6 protein-coding genes are annotated in these 15730 nt (G+C 61.2%); 4 read left to right on the top strand and 2 right to left on the bottom strand.

What is annotated here, in order from left to right:
* On the top strand, positions 1-1087 hold a 1087-nt coding region (locus tag BEN47_RS21565; protein WP_158011070.1), incomplete at its 5' end, for a hypothetical protein.
* Between the two features lie 69 nt (positions 1088-1156).
* Here the strand turns inward: BEN47_RS21565 and tamL are convergent.
* Complete coding sequence (gene tamL / locus BEN47_RS17050) at positions 1157-3571, bottom strand: translocation and assembly module lipoprotein TamL (RefSeq protein WP_158011068.1); 2415 nt, start codon at positions 3569-3571, stop codon at positions 1157-1159.
* A gap of 77 nt (positions 3572-3648) precedes the next feature.
* Positions 3649-8898 carry a translocation/assembly module TamB domain-containing protein gene (locus BEN47_RS17045; protein ID WP_125921742.1) on the bottom strand — a complete coding sequence of 1750 codons (5250 nt, stop codon included), beginning with the start codon at positions 8896-8898 and terminating at the stop codon, positions 3649-3651.
* Positions 8899-9059: 161 nt separating this feature from the next.
* Here BEN47_RS17045 and BEN47_RS17040 point away from each other — a divergent pair, with 161 nt between their 5' ends.
* From BEN47_RS17040 to BEN47_RS17030, 3 genes are all read left to right on the top strand, one after another.
* Positions 9060-11891 carry a 4-alpha-glucanotransferase gene (locus BEN47_RS17040; RefSeq protein WP_070730044.1) on the top strand — a complete coding sequence of 944 codons (2832 nt, stop codon included), beginning with the start codon at positions 9060-9062 and terminating at the stop codon, positions 11889-11891.
* Positions 11892-12684: 793 nt separating this feature from the next.
* A complete protein-coding gene (locus BEN47_RS17035) occupies positions 12685-14283 on the top strand; it encodes a T9SS type A sorting domain-containing protein (RefSeq protein ID WP_070730035.1) in 1599 nt (532 codons plus the stop codon).
* A gap of 352 nt (positions 14284-14635) precedes the next feature.
* On the top strand, positions 14636-15598 hold the full coding sequence (locus tag BEN47_RS17030; protein ID WP_083322532.1) for an NAD(P)/FAD-dependent oxidoreductase: 963 nt from the start codon (positions 14636-14638) through the stop codon (positions 15596-15598).
* The last annotated feature ends 132 nt before the right edge of the window (positions 15599-15730 follow it).

The raw sequence follows: 15730 nt of genomic DNA, 5'->3' as shown, positions 1-15730 counted from the left end.
GCCCATGACCGATGAGATAGCCGCGGTGTTTGACCCGGCCAAGAACCTGAACTTCGCCAACGGCGAGGCCATTCGCTGGGTGCTGACAAACGACGCGGGCACGGTAATCGGGCGGGTGGCGGCTTTTCTCAACCGCGACGCGCCGGCCGTGGCCGATGCCGACCTGCCCACCGGGGGGCTGGGTTTTTTTGAGTGCATCAACGACCAAGCGGCGGCCAATGCCCTGTTTGAAGCCGGCCGGCAGTGGCTGGTGGCGCGCGGCATGCAGGCCATGGACGGCCCCATCAACTTCGGGGAGCGCGACCGATTCTGGGGCGTGCTCGTCGACGGTTTCGAGCTGGAGCCCACCTACGGGATGTTCTGGCACCCGCCCTACTACCAGCAGCTATTTGAGGGCTACGGGTTTCAGCTCTATTTTAAGCAATACACCTGCGCGCGGAGAGTGGCCACGCCGCTGCACCCCAGCTTTGCCAAGCGCGCCGAAGCCTTTGCCGCCGACCAGCCTGCCTACCGCTTTGCGCACGCCCTGAAACGCGAGCCCGAGCGCATGGCGCAGGACTTCCACCACGTGTATAACCTGGCCTGGGCCAATCACTCGGGCGTGCCGCCCATGAACCTCGACAAAGCCCGCCAGCTGGTGAAGCAGATGCGCCCCGTGCTGGACGAGCAACTGCTCTGGTTTGCCTACCACGAAAACGAGCCGGTGGCCTTTTTCCTGAGCCTGCCCGAGTTGAACCAGATTCTCAAGCACGTGGGACCCCGGCTGGACCTGATGGGCAAGCTGCGTTTCCTGTGGGAAAAGTGGCGCTACCAGCGCCGCCAACCCAAGAAAATGTTTGGGGTGATATACGGCGTGGTGCCCGCCCACCAGGGCAAAAACGTGGACGCCGTGATGATGGTGCACGCCCAAAAGGCCTTGATAGAAGCAGGCTACACCGACATTGAGGTGAACTGGATTGGCGACTTCAACCCGCGCATGCTGGTCACCACGCGCTCCATTGGCGCGAAGATTTGCAAGACGCACGTGACCTACCGCAAGCTGTTCGACGAAAGCCGCCCATTTGAGCGCTGCCCCTTAATTAGGTGAGATGGTGGGTTTGAAGTTCTGTTTGCGCATGTTGCGCCGTCAAAACATCAACCTCACCACCTCACCATATTAGAAGGGGTAACCAATTGCCAGGTTTAGCCGGCCGGTTTTGTCGGGGCTTCGGGTGCCATCGTCGTTGAGCTTGGTGGGCGTGCCGTAGGGCGCACGCAACGGCAGGGCGTAGTCGAAGCGAATGACGAAGAACTGCACGTCGATGCGGATGCCCGCGCCGTAGCCCACGGCCAGCTGGTTGAGAAAGGAATTCATTTTGAACTCGCCGCCGGGGCGGCCGGGGTCGGGGTTGACCAGCCAGATGTTGCCGGCATCCACAAACACGGCGCCTTTCACGTAGGGAAACAGGTCCTGGCGATATTCCAGGTTCCCTTCCAGGCGGATGTCGCCCACTTGGTCGTAGAACTGGTTGACGGTTTGGCCGGGGGTGTTGGGCACGTAGATGCCGGGGCCGACGCCGCGGGCGGCGAAGGCCCGCACGCTGTTGGGCCCGCCGATGCCGTACTGCTTGGGGTAAGGCAGCACCCGCGAGTTGCCGTAGGGGTTGCCGATGCCGGCCAGCAGGCGCGCCACAATACGGTTGCCGGAGGCGGGGTCGGGGCTGATGCGGTAGTACTCGCGCACTTCCAAATCGAGCTTGAGGTACTGGCTGTATTCCTGGCCCAGCAGGGTTTTGCCGCCCGATGGGCCTTCGGGCGTTTTGATGGACGTGGCCAGGGCCTGGGCCACGTTGCCGCTGCCCTCAATCTGGCCGCTGAAATAAATCTGCTGGCGGCGCTGCTCCAGCGACTGCTGGTTGTAGGTGTAGCGATAGGAGCTGGCCAGGATAAACTGCTGCTGAAAAGCGCTTTTCAAAAAGCTTTTTTCGGGGCTGTTCAGGATGATGTTGAACGTGTCGGTGGGCTGAAACTGGACGTACGTGATGTCGATGGGACGGATTTCCTGTTCGTTAGTTATCTTGGTTTTCCAGGTGTAGCCGTAGTTTACGTTGAAGAAATTCTGCGAAAAGTAGTTGGCGCGCGTCACGGCCCGCACGCCCACCTCAATCTTGGTGCGGGGCTGGAAGTCGGAGTTGGGCAGATTCACGTCCAACAGCGGTAAATTGGGCGTTATCAGGCGCGGAATGAGCAGCTGCGCATTGACGCCGTACTCGAAGCTGGTGAGGCCCAAGGCCCCGTTGCCGCCGCCAGTCTGGGTTTCGGTGGAGGCAATGCCGTTGATGAGCAGCTGCTCGGCGCCGCGCAGGGCCGAGCGGTTGCGGAACGTCACCTTCAGAGCCGGGCCGGTGAAGCCGTTGGTTTTGGTGGTGAGCTGCACTTCGGCGCGCAGGCTTTTCTTCTTGAGCTGGGTCATCAGCACCTCGGCGTCGAGGCGGTGGCGCAGGCTTACCGAGCGGTTGCTGCCTGGCGCGGCGTCGGCCGGCACGGCCACGGCAGTATCGCCGGCCGCGGCGGGCTTGAAGCGGATTTCCACGAAGCGGAACGTGCCCAGGCTCATGAGGCGGCTCAGGGTCTGGTCGCGGCGGGGGCGACGGTACACGCTGTCGGGGTATAGAAACGTGGCGCGGGTAATGGCTTTGGCCTTGAACATTTCCTCGTCCGGGAAATACTGGTAGCCCCGGAAGCGCATGGGGTTGCGCATGGTGGTGTCCGTCAACACGTAGCTGGTGTTCAGCTTCACCTGGTCGAGCCAGTAGGGGCGCAGGGCCTTAGGCGGGGCACTGTTTTTGAGACGCACGTCCACGGTGGCCTTGTGGTCGAGGGTGCTGTCGACCTTGAAAACGAGGTAGTCGGGCGCGAAGTAGTAGTAGCCCTGCTCTTTCAGCTTGGCGTCGATGCGCACCCGTTCGTTGGTGAGGGTAGCCAGGTTGTAGGCATCGCCGACTTTCACCAGGCTTTCGCCCTGCGTGTTGCGGATAGCTGCCCGCACCAGCGAGTCGCCCTGCGGGAAGTTAACTTGGGTGTAGCGGTACACCCGGCCGGGCAGCGCGGTGTAGTTGATGGAGGCCGTTTTCTCCTCCTTTTTCACTTCAAAGGAGGCGCGGCCGTTGAAAAAGCCGTTGTTGTGCTGGCGGTTCACCATCAGGTCGCGCACGGTGGCGGGCTTGGCCTGCGACAGGTACACGGGCGGCTCTCCGAACTTATCGGCGAAAAATTTGCCTAAGCCTTTCTTCTTGCCCACGCCCATGTTCCAGAAGTACAGCTTGGGCCGCTGACCCAGAATGGAGCTGTTGGGCTTAGGGCCCACCACCGACTCCAGCTCCGTTTGCAGGGCGCTCTGGTTGTTCACCGTCTTTTCATCGGCCGGCGGCTTGATGGTCACCTTGCTGCCAGTGTAGAGCCGCTCGCCTTCGGGCACAAATTTCAGGCCCGAGCAGGAGCCCAGCAGCAGGAGCACCGGTACCAGCAGAAGGGCGCGGCGGGCGGGTGCGGTGGGGAGTAAATGCTTTGTTAAATAGCTAGCTGGACTCAAAACAACAAAATTAAGCGGGTGGCCAGCCGGGGTTTGGCGGCGATGGAATGGGGGACGGGCGGAGAAGAACGGCTTTCTCATTTCGTTCGGCTGCTGCTGGTTTTGCTGCTGTCGACGCGGGTTGTGGGCTGGCTTTGCAAGGAATCCTGCAAGGCCTTTTTATCCGCCTTCTCCTCCTTGCGCCGCACTTTGCGCTGCTCCTTTACTTCGGGCGGCAGCTTGGCAAACAGCTCCTGCAGGTTGTCGTACTCGCGCTGGAACACCAGGGCCGCGCCGGTTTTAATGAGCTGGCCGTCGATGTCCTCGTAAGCGTTCTGGCGGAAGGCGCGCAGGCGCAGGCGGCCATCGCGCAAAACGCTATACTCGATGCTGATGTCGCCGGCAAAGTTGCTGGCCGAGCTGCCCCCCTGCGTGGCCTGCGAGCCCGCGCCGCCCAGCGGAATGTCGGTGCCGAGGCGCACGGATAGGCGGTTGTTGAGGAACTGGCGCTTCACGGCCACGTTCAGGTCGGTGCGGCTCTTGGCGGTGCCGCTGCTGTATTCGGCCTGGTTGGTCACGCCCAAGTCGAGGCCCAGCCCGGCGAGGTACTTGCCGGTCAGGTTGTTGAGCTGGTCGGTGAGCACGGCGCTGGCCGAGCCGCGCAGTTGCGAGGCCACGAAGCTTTCACTGGCGCTGCTCTCAAACGGATTCTGCTGCAGAAAGCGGCCTAATATGAGCAGCGAAAACACCTGCTTGCTCTGCTCCGAGGTCTGGTTGGGCTGGCGCAGCTGGGCCAGTTTGGCATCCACTTGCCCACTCAGCGCGCCGCGCTGGTTTTCGGGCAGGGTAATATCAAAACCAATGAGGGGCTGGCTGAGCTGTTCGGTCACCTTTAGCTCCACGTCGAAGGGCAGGGTATTGCGGGCCGTAGTATTTGCCACGGCGTTGTCGAGGCCCTGGCCGGCCAGCAGGTCGGCGGGCGCGGCTTCTACCTTATATACGGCGGTTACGTCGAGGTCGGCGTTGTAGGGGTCGCCGCTCCACGTCAGGCTGGAGCCGGGCCGGATGCTGAAATCGCGCGAGGCCAAATTGTAGAGCGAGAGGTGGTAAGCGCCGCTGGCTACCTCCAGCCGGCCGCTGAGCGTGATGGTGCCCGTGGGGTCGATGTTGGTGTTGAGCGTGCCGTTGGCGCGCACCTTCAGGTTGTCGCCGCTGATGGGGTCGATGATGATGGTGACGGGCGTTTGGTCGGTCACCGTCACCACGGCCGTGATGTCGTAGCCGGTGGCGGTTTTCACGGTGTCCAGCGCCAGCTGCCGCTGCAGCATGGTATCCACGGGCGCGCTCTTGTCAATCCACTCCACAATGCCCTCGGAGTCCACCTTGTTGGCCTCGGTACCCGGCGACTCAATGGTGAGGTTGGAGCCCTCCACCACCGTTACGTTGGTGTCGATTTTGAGCAGCTCCAGTGGGCCGGTGAGGCGAGTCCGGGAGTCCACCACCAGCTTTCCGTAGAACAGCGGGTTGTTTTTGCGGGTGCTGTTCACGGCCGTGAAGTTGCCGGTGGTGGCCGTGAGGTCGAAGTTGTAGTTAATGAAATCTTTGGTCATGAGGTAGCCATTGGCCACCGCTTTGTTGTCGGACGAGTCGCGCACCGTAAAGTTGTCGAACTTAATGCCCCGGTCATCAAACGTGAGCTCCTGGCCGGGCAGGTAGTACAGTGCGCCCAGCTGCGTTACGGCAAACGCGGCATCGGGCGAGGTAGTGAGGGTGCCGCGCACCACCGGCGCCGATGGCGAACCCTGCACCGTAAGCTGACCGCGCGCATAGCCCGCCGCCCGTTCCAGCTGCCCGAGCGAGAAGGCCTGGGCCAGCTTCAGCTGCAGGCGCTGGGCATCCACGGTCAGGTTGAGGGGCGCGTTGCTGTCGGCCTGGTAGTAGCCACTCACGCGCACGTCGTTGCCCTCGCCGCCGATGGTGCCGCTCTCGCCGCCGGTCAGGCGGGCATCAATGTCGTAGCGGTTGGCGGTGGGGTTGGTGGCTTTCAGGGCAATGTCACCGATAAGGGCTTTCTGGAAAGCCAGGCCCGTGACGGTGGCATCGGCCGTGAAGGCCATGTTTTTCTGGCCCAGGTTGCGCAGCTCGGCCGTGCCATTGAGGGTGCCGGCCAGCAGCGAGTCGGACTGCTGCACGGCTTTGGCCAGCTCGGCCAGGTCGAAATTGGTGAAGCGCACATCCAGCGGCGAGGTTTTCACTTGGGGATTTTCGCTCTGCAAGGCCAGCGAGCTGCGGCCGTTGGTCAGGTTGAGAGCATCGGCCACCACGGCGCCGCTGGGAAAGTAGCGCACGAAGTTGTTGGCCCCGGCCGTCCAGTTCTCATAGTTGATAACCTGCTCGGGCGCGGCCACGAACTCATACACCACGCCTTTTTCGGTGGGGAGAGTGCCATCGGGGCGAGTGCTGAGGGTGCCGGCCAGCGCCAGCCGCTCGCGGTTAGCCGAGTCGCCGAGGATGGCCACGCGGGTGAACAGCTTGTTGTCGGCAATGTTGCCCACCATGCTGGGGCGCCGCAAGCGCAGCGTGGTGTCCTGCGCGGCTTGGGCCATGCGCAGCCCGTAGTCCAGCTTGCCGGGGTCTGAGTTTACGTCCAGCTTCAGCGAGTCAAGCCGATAAGCGGCGTAGCGAATGACCGGTATGCTGGTGTTGGCCGTGAGGCGGGCCGCCTGCCGCGAGTAGTCGCCGCTGAGGGTGAAAGGCGAAATCTCCTTCAAATCGGGCACCAGCTTGGTGGCCAGCTTGGGGTCTTTCAGCTGCAGCGAATAAGTAAATTGCCGGTCGGCCGAGTTGGGCACATACTTCACGCCCGGCACGTCGAAGTAGCGGTCCAGGTGCTGCTGCAGCTCGGTGGCCAGGTTGCCCAGGCGCACGTTGCCATCCAGCCGCACGTTGGCAATGTCGGAGGTGATGACGGCCAGCGTGCGGCGGTCGTTCTGCACAATGCGGCCGTTGAGCGAGTCGAGCGGAAACCGCTGGTTGTCGCGCACAATCACAATCTTGGTCCCGCTGAACGTGCCGTTGAGCGTGTTCAAATCCGAGCCGCGCAGGTTGGCCACCAGGTCGCCCTGCACGCGCAGGTCGCCGCCGGTATAAAAGCCCAGCGCAGTGAGGTTGGCCCCGCGCAGATTCAGCTTGGTTACCTCGTAGGTGGGGTTGTTGGCGTCGCGTAGGTTCACCACGGCCGTCAGGTCCAGGTCGAGGTTGGGGTCGTCCTTGCTGCTGGCGTTGATGACGTAGCGGTTGCGGTCGAGGTCCACGGTGGCCTTCACGCCTTTGTAGGTGTAGCCGTTGTAGCGGGCGCTCTGCACGTTGGCGTTCACCTGGCCCACCAGCGTGCCGGGGTCCTGCAGGTTGCCGATGGCGTTGATGCGGCCCCTGGCCGTGACGCGCCCGATGGTCGGGTCTTTCAGCAGCTTGCCAAAGTCAAACCCCTTCACCGCGAACGTGCCCACCAGCGGCTGCCGGCCATTGGCCTGCGCCTTGCCCAAGTTGCCACTAAAAGCCAGGTCGCCGTAGCTGGTGCGGGCCTGCAGATTGGTGTTGAACTGCAGCGTGGTGGGGTAGCCCTTGAAGGTGCCGCTCACCGCAAAAGTGGGCGGAATGCTGATGTTGTTCGGAATGCTGCCCTTGGGCGCGAGGCTCAGAATATCGGCCCGCGACGAGCTGAACTGCCGCAAATCAGCGTCCACGTACAGCCGGCCGTCCACTTCCGGCAGGCCCATGATGCGGATGCGGGGCGCCTTCACCACGGTGTTGCGCAGGCCCACGAACTCGAAGTTGCGAATGGTCATGTCGCCCACGCGGCCCGCAATCTGGCCGTTCACCAGCACGCTCTGGTTGGGGCCGGTGTTGAACGGCGGCGTGCCGGCCAGGTCTGGCGCCAGGTACAGAATATCACGGAAGCCCAGGCGCACGTTGCGCAGGTCGCCGTCAAGCTTCAGGTTGGGCAAGTTTTTGGTGTCGCTCAATGCAGCCAGGCTCTCGTAGCCAATGGCCAGCTTGCGCCGGATGCGGGTGTGCGGCGTAATCAAATCCAGGCTGTCGAGGCGGATTTGCACCGAGTCGTACACTACGTTGGCCCGCCAGGAGGTGATTTCAAAGCCGCTCCGTTCTTTACCGGCCAGGTTGTCGACCTTGGCCGTGGTGCGGTTCTCAGTGTAGCTCAGGTCGCGCGTGTTCAGCACGAGGTCCGTAAAGGCGAGGTGGTTGTAGTCAAGGGCCGGCAGGCGGGTTTTCTGCTCGGGCTCGTTGAAGTTATCGAATTTCACCGCGAGGCCGCTGATGTCGGACTTGTTCAGGGTCACCTTCCAGGCCATGCGCTGGCCAGTAGCGGCCTTGTTCTGGTCGGCGGCCTCGTCGAGCTTGCGCACGATTTCGGCGGGGTTTATCACCCGCTCTTCCACCGCAATGTCCTTGTTCTGGGCGTAGGCGAAAGTGGTGTTTTTGAGCGTGAGCTTATCGAGCGCCACCAGCTCCTTTTGCAGGTCGATATTCTTCGCTGTAATGTCGGCTAGGCCGATATTGGTGCTGATGTACTGGCCCGACGGCGCGTTCTTATACACAAACCCCACGCTGTCGAGCGTGGCGTGGTTGATGCCAAATTGCACCGAAATCGGCTCGGTGGGAGCGGGGTTATCCACTTCCGGCGCCGTCTTGGATTGCACAATGCTGATGGCCGAGCGGCGCAACGTCGCGTTATCCACCTTATAGAGAGATTTATCCACATCTACTTCGTCCATGGTGGCCGTGAACTCGCCAATGCGGGCCCGCATGTCGGAGCCGGTTATCTCATCAAGCTGAGTGAAGTAGATGTTGGTGAGCCGGGCTTTGCCAATGTCGTACTTCAGGGCCGACGCGGTGGTATCGACCGGTGCGGTAGGGTCGGTGAAGGCCTCCAGAATAAAGTCATAGTTGTTAATAGAGTCGGGCTCGGTGCGCGTGAGGCGCACGCGGCCGTCGTTCAGCTCCACATTCGACACATTAATTTCGCCCTTGGTCAGGGCCCAAATGTCGATATTAACGCCTAGGTGGCCCACCGAAAGCAGGGTATCGCGCTGCTGGTCTTCCAGGTACACACCGTCGAGGTTGATGGCGTGGCGGAAATCAGTCCGAAAATTCCCGATGCGCACTTCCGTCTTCAGCTTGTCGCGCAGGTAGCCCTCGGCCCGACGGGCTACAAAATCCTGTCCGGCAGGGAACTGAAGAAACACGACTACCCCAATGACAAGGAGTAAAACCAGGGCTAGCAGCCCGAGGATACCGTAAAGGGCACGACGCAGAAAAGTGGACAAAGCGGAGGAGGAGTAAGCGGCAAATAAAGCAGTACTTGCTACCCAAACGCAAACATCAGTGTATGGGTTGGCAATTGGTGCTTTGCTAAGCTCGTACAATCCCAGCAAATGCGGGCAGTCCGATGCCCCCCTTATCTTGCATGCCCCAAACCACCGATTGCATGATAGTCCGTTTTTCTCTCCCTTACCGCACCGAATTCGGTCAGCGCCTGGCCGTATGCGGCTCCCACCCCGACCTGGGCAACTGGCAGCGCACCCAGGCGGTGCCCATGTACTACAACGAAGCCACCACCTGCTGGCACTATGAGCTCACCATTGCCGATGCCGCCGGCGAGCAGCAGCTGACGTATAAGTACCTCCTGCTGGATGCCAACGCCAACAGCTCCCAGTGGGAATTTGGCCCCAACCGAACAGTAGCCCTTGCCGCTTCGCCAAATGCTCCCCAGCGCCTGCACCTCGCCGACTACTGGCGCGCCCCTGCGCTGGCCGAAAACGAGCTGCTGACCGCCGCTTTCACCGATGTGCTGTTTCGGCGGCCGGCGCCCGTGGTCCGGCCCATTAGCAAAGGCAAAGGCAAGCAGGCCAGCGCGGCGCAGGCAGCTCCCGGCCCCGCTGCCCCCGCCGCTGGCGAAACCATCTTCCGTCTTCTGGCGCCGCGCGTCGAGCCGCGGCACCAGTTGTGCGTTCTGGGTTCCGACCCGGCTCTGGGAGCCTGGGACAACACCAAAGCCCTGGTGATGAGCGATGCCCAATACCCCAGCTGGGAGGCCCGCGTGCACCTGGCAAACTCCGCCGAAAACTGCCTGTATAAATACGCCATTTGGGACGCGCAGGCCGGCCACGCCCTGGACATGGAAGGCGGTGAAAACCGCGTGGTGCCCGCTACCACGGATAGCACGGCCGCCCGAATATTCCACGACCAGGGCTACCGCTACCCCACCGCCTGGCGCGGCGCCGGGGTGGCCCTGCCCGTGTTTGCCATGCGTAGCGAGAGCGGCCTGGGCGTGGGCGAGTTCTCGGACCTGAAGCTGCTCACCGACTGGGCCGTGCAGACGGGCATGAAGCTGGTGCAGATTCTGCCCATCAACGACACCACGGCCACGCATACCTGGATGGATTCTTATCCGTACGCCGCCATTTCGGTGTTTGCGCTGCACCCGCAGTTCATCCACCTCGAAGGCATTGCCGCCCTGAAGGACAAGAAGGCGGCCCAGGAATTGGCCCGCCTCAAGCAGGAATTCAACGCCAAGGACTTTGTTGATTATGGGCCGGTGATGAACGCCAAGTGGCGGTTTCTCAAGCTGCTGTATAAGCAGGAGAAAAAAGCTTTCCTGGCCGACCCCGACTACCGCGAATTCTACCGGAGCCAGGCCGAGTGGCTGGTGCCCTACGCGGCCTTTTCGGCCCTGCGCGACCGGTTCGGCACGGCCGACTTCCAGGAGTGGCCCGCCGAGTTCCAGACGCCCCAAAACCTAAGCGAGCTGACCGCCGAAACCGCCGCCAACTACGACGACTACGGCCTGTTTTTCTTCACCCAGTACCACCTCGATAAGCAGCTGCTGGCCGCCGTGAACTACGCCCGCAGCCGGGGCGTGGTGCTGAAGGGCGACCTGCCCATCGGCATCTACCGCCATTCCGTGGATGCCTGGACCCAGCCCGAACTCTACCACATGGACCGGCAGGCCGGTGCCCCGCCGGATGATTTCTCCACCACCGGCCAGAACTGGCGCTTCCCCACCTACAACTGGGAGCGCATGGCCGCGGACGACTACAAGTGGTGGAAACAGCGCATGGGCCACCTGGCCCGCTACTTCGACGCCCTGCGCATCGACCACATCCTGGGCTTCTTCCGCATCTGGGAGATGCCCATCGAGTCGGTGGAAGGCTTGCTGGGGCACTTTGCGCCCGCCCTGCCCCTGCACCGCCACGAAATAGAGCGCCGCCTGGGCTGGTTCAGCCACAGCCGCCTGTGCGAGCCCTACATCCGCTGGCACATGCTGCAGGACATCTTCCAGGGCGAAGCCCAGGCCGTGTTCGACGAGTACCTGTACGACGCCAGCTACGGCCACATTCACTTGAAAGAGGCCGTCGATACGCAGCGCAAAATAGAGGCCTACCTCGCGGAGAAGTTAAAAGTTAAAAGTGAAGAGTTAAAAGCTGGAACGGACCCTTTAACTTTTAACTCTTCACTTTTAACTGAAATCACTGCTTACTTCGCCTGGCTGCAAAAAGGCCTCTTCCAGCTGGTGAACGAGGTGCTGTTCGTGCCCGCCGGCGACGACTTCTACCACCCGCGCATCACCCTGAACAAAAGCTATTCCTTCCGCGAGCTGCGCTCCGACGAGGACCGCCGCTGCCTGTACGATGACATCTACCTGGACTTCTTTTTCCGCCGCCACGAGGAGTTCTGGCGCCAGCAGGGCCTGGTGAAGCTGCCGCCCGTGCGCTACGCCACCAACATGCTCATTTGCGGCGAAGACCTGGGCATGGTGCCCGCTTCCGTGCCCGGCGTGATGAAGGAGCTCGGCATGCTGGGCCTCAACATCCAGCGCATGCCCGCCAACCCCGAAACCGAGTTCGGCCACCCCGATGCCGCGCCCTACCTGAGCGTAGTCACGACCAGCAGCCACGACATGAGCACCGTGCGCGGCTGGTGGGAAGAAGACCGGGTGCGCACCCAGCGCTTTTTCGAAACCATGCTGGGCCACTGGCGCGAGGTGGCCCCGTTCTACTGCGAGGCCTGGGTGGCGCGCGAAGTGCTGGTGCAGCACCTGCACGCGCCGGCCATGTGGGCCATTTTCCCGCTGCAGGACCTGCTGGCCATGGACACGGGCCTGCGCCGGGCCAACCCGCACGAGGAGCAAATCAACGTGCCCGGCAACCCCACCCACTTCTGGAAGTACCGCCTGCACCTGCCCCTGGAAGAGCTGGTGGAAGCCGTGGGCTTCAACGAGCCGTTGCGGGGGCTGGTGGCGGCCAGCGGGCGGGGGTAGCGTAGCAGTTGACTTGTTGTGCAAGCGCAAAAAAGCGGTGGCGATTGCCTCTGTTGGTACCCGGTCAAAGTAGCGGCCCGGTAATTTGTGGCAAAGTGTTAATCGCTGTTATGCGCTGTGCGCTAAACAACGGCCAGCCCAAGCACGCAGGGCGTAACGGCAGCAATTAAGTGCTGCTGTTACGCCGGCCGCTTTGGTCTCTGGTGCTTCAACTTGTTTCGGGTTGCTTGTTGCTGGTTTGGCTTGCGACCTCCTTCTGCTCGGCTCAAATTTGCCCCCAAAAATGGCTCAAAAATGACTAATTAAAAATCAGCAACAAAAAAACAAGAGACAGACTGCGTAACAGCAACTAGGTGCTTGTTTCAAATTAAACAAGTAATACACCTGGCATAACTTATTGTGTGTCAGAATAAAAGATGACAGCTATAAACTCAAGGCTAATGGCTTTTCGCTTTGCGAATTTGATATGTATAATTTTATTATAATATATATAATTAGATATTAGCTGTTGGAATAATTAAAAATATCACTGTATTTTTGTCTGTTCGTCCTAACCAATTAGTTATATTTTGATTGTGTTCGGCAAGCATCCGGGTGCGGGCGGCCTTTCTCAATTCTCACCCGGCATCTTTTGCCCTGGCCGGTTGCGCAAGCGGTAAATGCTGCTCGCCGGGCAAATGAAACCGTTCGCCGATAAAGTACTGCAAGGCCTGGGCGGTTATTTTAATTTTGCTTTTCTCATCCTAATTGTTCCAATCGGCTTAAACCGGTTATTATTCATTTCACCGTTTACATGAAAATACTTTTCCGCATTTTTTTGCTGGCCAGCGTCGTGCTCGGAACCGCTCCGGCCGGCCCGGCTCAGACGGCTAATAACGCAACGGCCCCGATTCTGTTGGCTAGTTCGGCCCGAACCAGCATCCCTGGCCTGAGTGGAACTGCTGCTGAAAAGGGTAGTAGCAACAACCGTTTCGTTAATAAATTCACCATCAGCGCTTATACTGGTGGGCTGCTCTATGCCAGAAACGTTTTAATACCAACCACCGGGGGCGTTATCAACATCGCTTCTACCGACAACAACCAGTTCAATGAGCTGACTTTTGAGCCGGGGGCAGCAGGCGGCACGTTTCGCTTCACCTACACCGCCACCGATGCCAACGACAATACGTCCCCGGCTGCTATCTATACGCTGTCGGTCAGCCCCAAGGCTTCTGCTTTCGGGGGAGGGTTCAACTTTGCTACGTCAGACAACAGCACTTCCTGGACGGCGCGGACGGTTTCGGCCGCGGGGGTAAACCTAACTACCAGCGCCTACAGCAACAGCCCGTCCAGCCCCGTCGCGGAGTTCATGGTGGGCAATAAAGGCTCTTTTTTGCCCAGCACCGCTCTGTATTGGTTCGTTGACTACAGCGGCGTGGCACCAGCCAATACTTCGACGGTAACCTTCACCTTTAGCACGCCATTAAACGGGTTCGCGCTGGTGGTGCATGACGTGGACGCCTCCACTGGTGGAACCAACAACTTCATCGACCAGGTGCAGTTTGATGGCTTTGCTACGCTCAGCAGTACGCAGCCCGTTGTGCTGTCGGCGGCCGACTTCATCACCGGCACCACCAACGAATACACCGGCGCCACGGTGCCCAACACGGTTACCGGCAAAAGCAACAGCACTGCCAGCTCTACCGACAACGTCATCGTCTCGTTTCCCGTGGCCATCACCAAGCTGGTCATCACCTACCGCAACACGGCTCCTACTCCCGGCACCAACACCCTGGCGCAGCAAATCATTGGCTTCCCTTCTTTTGGCTGGGCGGCTACCGCCACGGGCACGCCGCTGCCGGTTTCCCTCACCCGCTTCGAGGCCGAGGCCAAACGCGATGTGGTGCAGCTGACCTGGGCCACGGCCACCGAGAAAAACAATGACCGGTTTGAGATAGAGCGCTCCACCACCGGCACTGCCTTCGAGCGGGTGGGCGTGGTGAGTGGCCACGGCACTACTTCTACCGCACAATTTTATAGCTTCACCGATGGCCTGGCCGCCGCCGCGGGCCAGACCCTGTACTACCGCCTGCGGCAGGTGGACACGGACGGCACCAGCACGTGGAGCCCTGTGCGTTCGGTGGCTTTCGGGGCGAAGGTCGCGGCTACCGCCGTGGTTACGGTCGCCCCCAATCCCAGCAGCAGCAGCGCCTCTATCAACCTCAGCCAGTTCCCGGCCGACCGCTATCAGCTCACGGTAATCGACATGATGGGCCGCCAGGTGTCGCGCAAGTCGGTGGTTGGCGGCGGGCTCATCCCCTTGAATTTGCAGGCCTGGCCCAACGGCACGTACCTGATTCAGCTCACCGGCGCGCAAGTCAGCAAAACGGTTCGAATGCTCAAGCAGGAATAGCGGCTGATTAGTTGGTACTTGCTACTTCAGGACTTACGCACTTTGCTGTGACAACTATTCCACGCAGCGTTTCGCGGTGTCTTCCATAGAACTACTCTGCGAATCTCTGCGCTTTTACTTTGCGAAACGCTGCGTGAAAGTCGATTTAACGACAGTGCGTAGTCCTGTACTTATCAGGGCGCGTAAGTGCTGTTAGCAGGTTATCCCAAAAAACCCTTTCCAATTCCGGAAAGTTTTTGGGTAATGCGATGGGCATCGCAACCTCTGGCCCGGCTGAGGAGTTAAGCCCGAGGAGTTAAGCCCAATACCCACCAAGGCGTCGGCGCGATGAGGCTGCACGCGCCTGCTGCTTATGCCTATTACAACCAAGCCTGCCCGACGGTCCGTTCTTGTGATGCACTACGATGTTCTGATTATCGGAGGGGGAAGCGCCGGGCTGTCGGCGGCCCTGACCCTGGGGCGCTGCCTGCGCCATGTGCTCGTGGCCGATGGCGGCCCGCCCCGCAACGAGGCCTCGCCGGGCGTGCACGGGTTCCTGACCCGCGACGGCATCCGCCCCGCCGAGCTCTTGCGGTTGGGGCACGAGCAGCTGCGGCCTTACGACTCGGTGGAAGTGCAGTGCCTGGAAATTACCAGCATCGCGCGGGAAGGAAGGGTATTCCGGGCCGCGGGCTTCGGTACGAGCGACGATGTGCCGGTAAGCGTTACGGCCCGTCGAGTGCTGCTCGCTACCGGGGTGGCCGACATCTTGCCGCCGCTGCCGGGGTTTCGGGAGCTGTGGGGGCGCGGTGTGCTGCACTGCCCGTATTGCCACGGCTGGGAGGTGCGCAACCAGCCCCTGGCCGTGTACGGGCAAGGGCGAACGGTGACAGGCCTGGCCCTGCTGCTAAGCCGCTGGAGCCCCGATGTGGTGGTGGTCACGGACGGGCCCGGGCACCTCACGCTCAATGCCCGGCGGCGCCTGCGCCGGCAAAAAATTCGAATCCACGAAGAACGAATTGTCCGCTTGGTGGGCTCCCCCACCAACGATTTGCAACATATCGAATTCGCCGATGGCAGCCAGCTGCCGCGCAGGGCGGTGTTTTTGCATGCGCACCAGCACCAGCGCAGCGCGTTGGCCGAAAAGCTGGGGGCCCGCCACACCAGCAAGGGCGCGGTGTGGGTTGATTCGGCCATGCACACGTCGGTGCCGGGGCTGTACGCGGCCGGCGATACCACGCCCGGAACCCAACAAGCCCTGCTGGCGGCGGCGGCTGGCAGCAAAGCCGCCATTGTCATCAACGAAAGCCTGACCCGCGAGGAGTGCCCGCGCTAAGGCTGGCTGCGTTCGGAGCAGGTTTTATTAGCAAACCCAAGTTGCGGACTATAGTCCGGCTTGGCTTAAAGTGTGGGCAAAAATGAAGAGGGCAATTTTCAGGGCAAACCCAGCCGCCGTGACGGCGTGAAT

The organism is Hymenobacter lapidarius, assembly GCF_001816145.1.
In the GTDB taxonomy this organism is placed as follows: domain Bacteria; phylum Bacteroidota; class Bacteroidia; order Cytophagales; family Hymenobacteraceae; genus Hymenobacter; species Hymenobacter lapidarius.
This window is presented reverse-complemented; position numbering and strand designations above follow the sequence as displayed.

What these genes read in the sequence shown, in the direction of transcription:
- BEN47_RS17040 (WP_070730044.1), top strand. Translation starts at nt 9,060, where the DNA reads ATGATAGTCCGTTTTTCTCTCCCTTACCGCACCGAATTCGGTCAGCGC.
- BEN47_RS17035 (WP_070730035.1), top strand. Translation starts at nt 12,685, where the DNA reads ATGAAAATACTTTTCCGCATTTTTTTGCTGGCCAGCGTCGTGCTCGGA.
- BEN47_RS17030 (WP_083322532.1), top strand. Translation starts at nt 14,636, where the DNA reads ATGCCTATTACAACCAAGCCTGCCCGACGGTCCGTTCTTGTGATGCAC.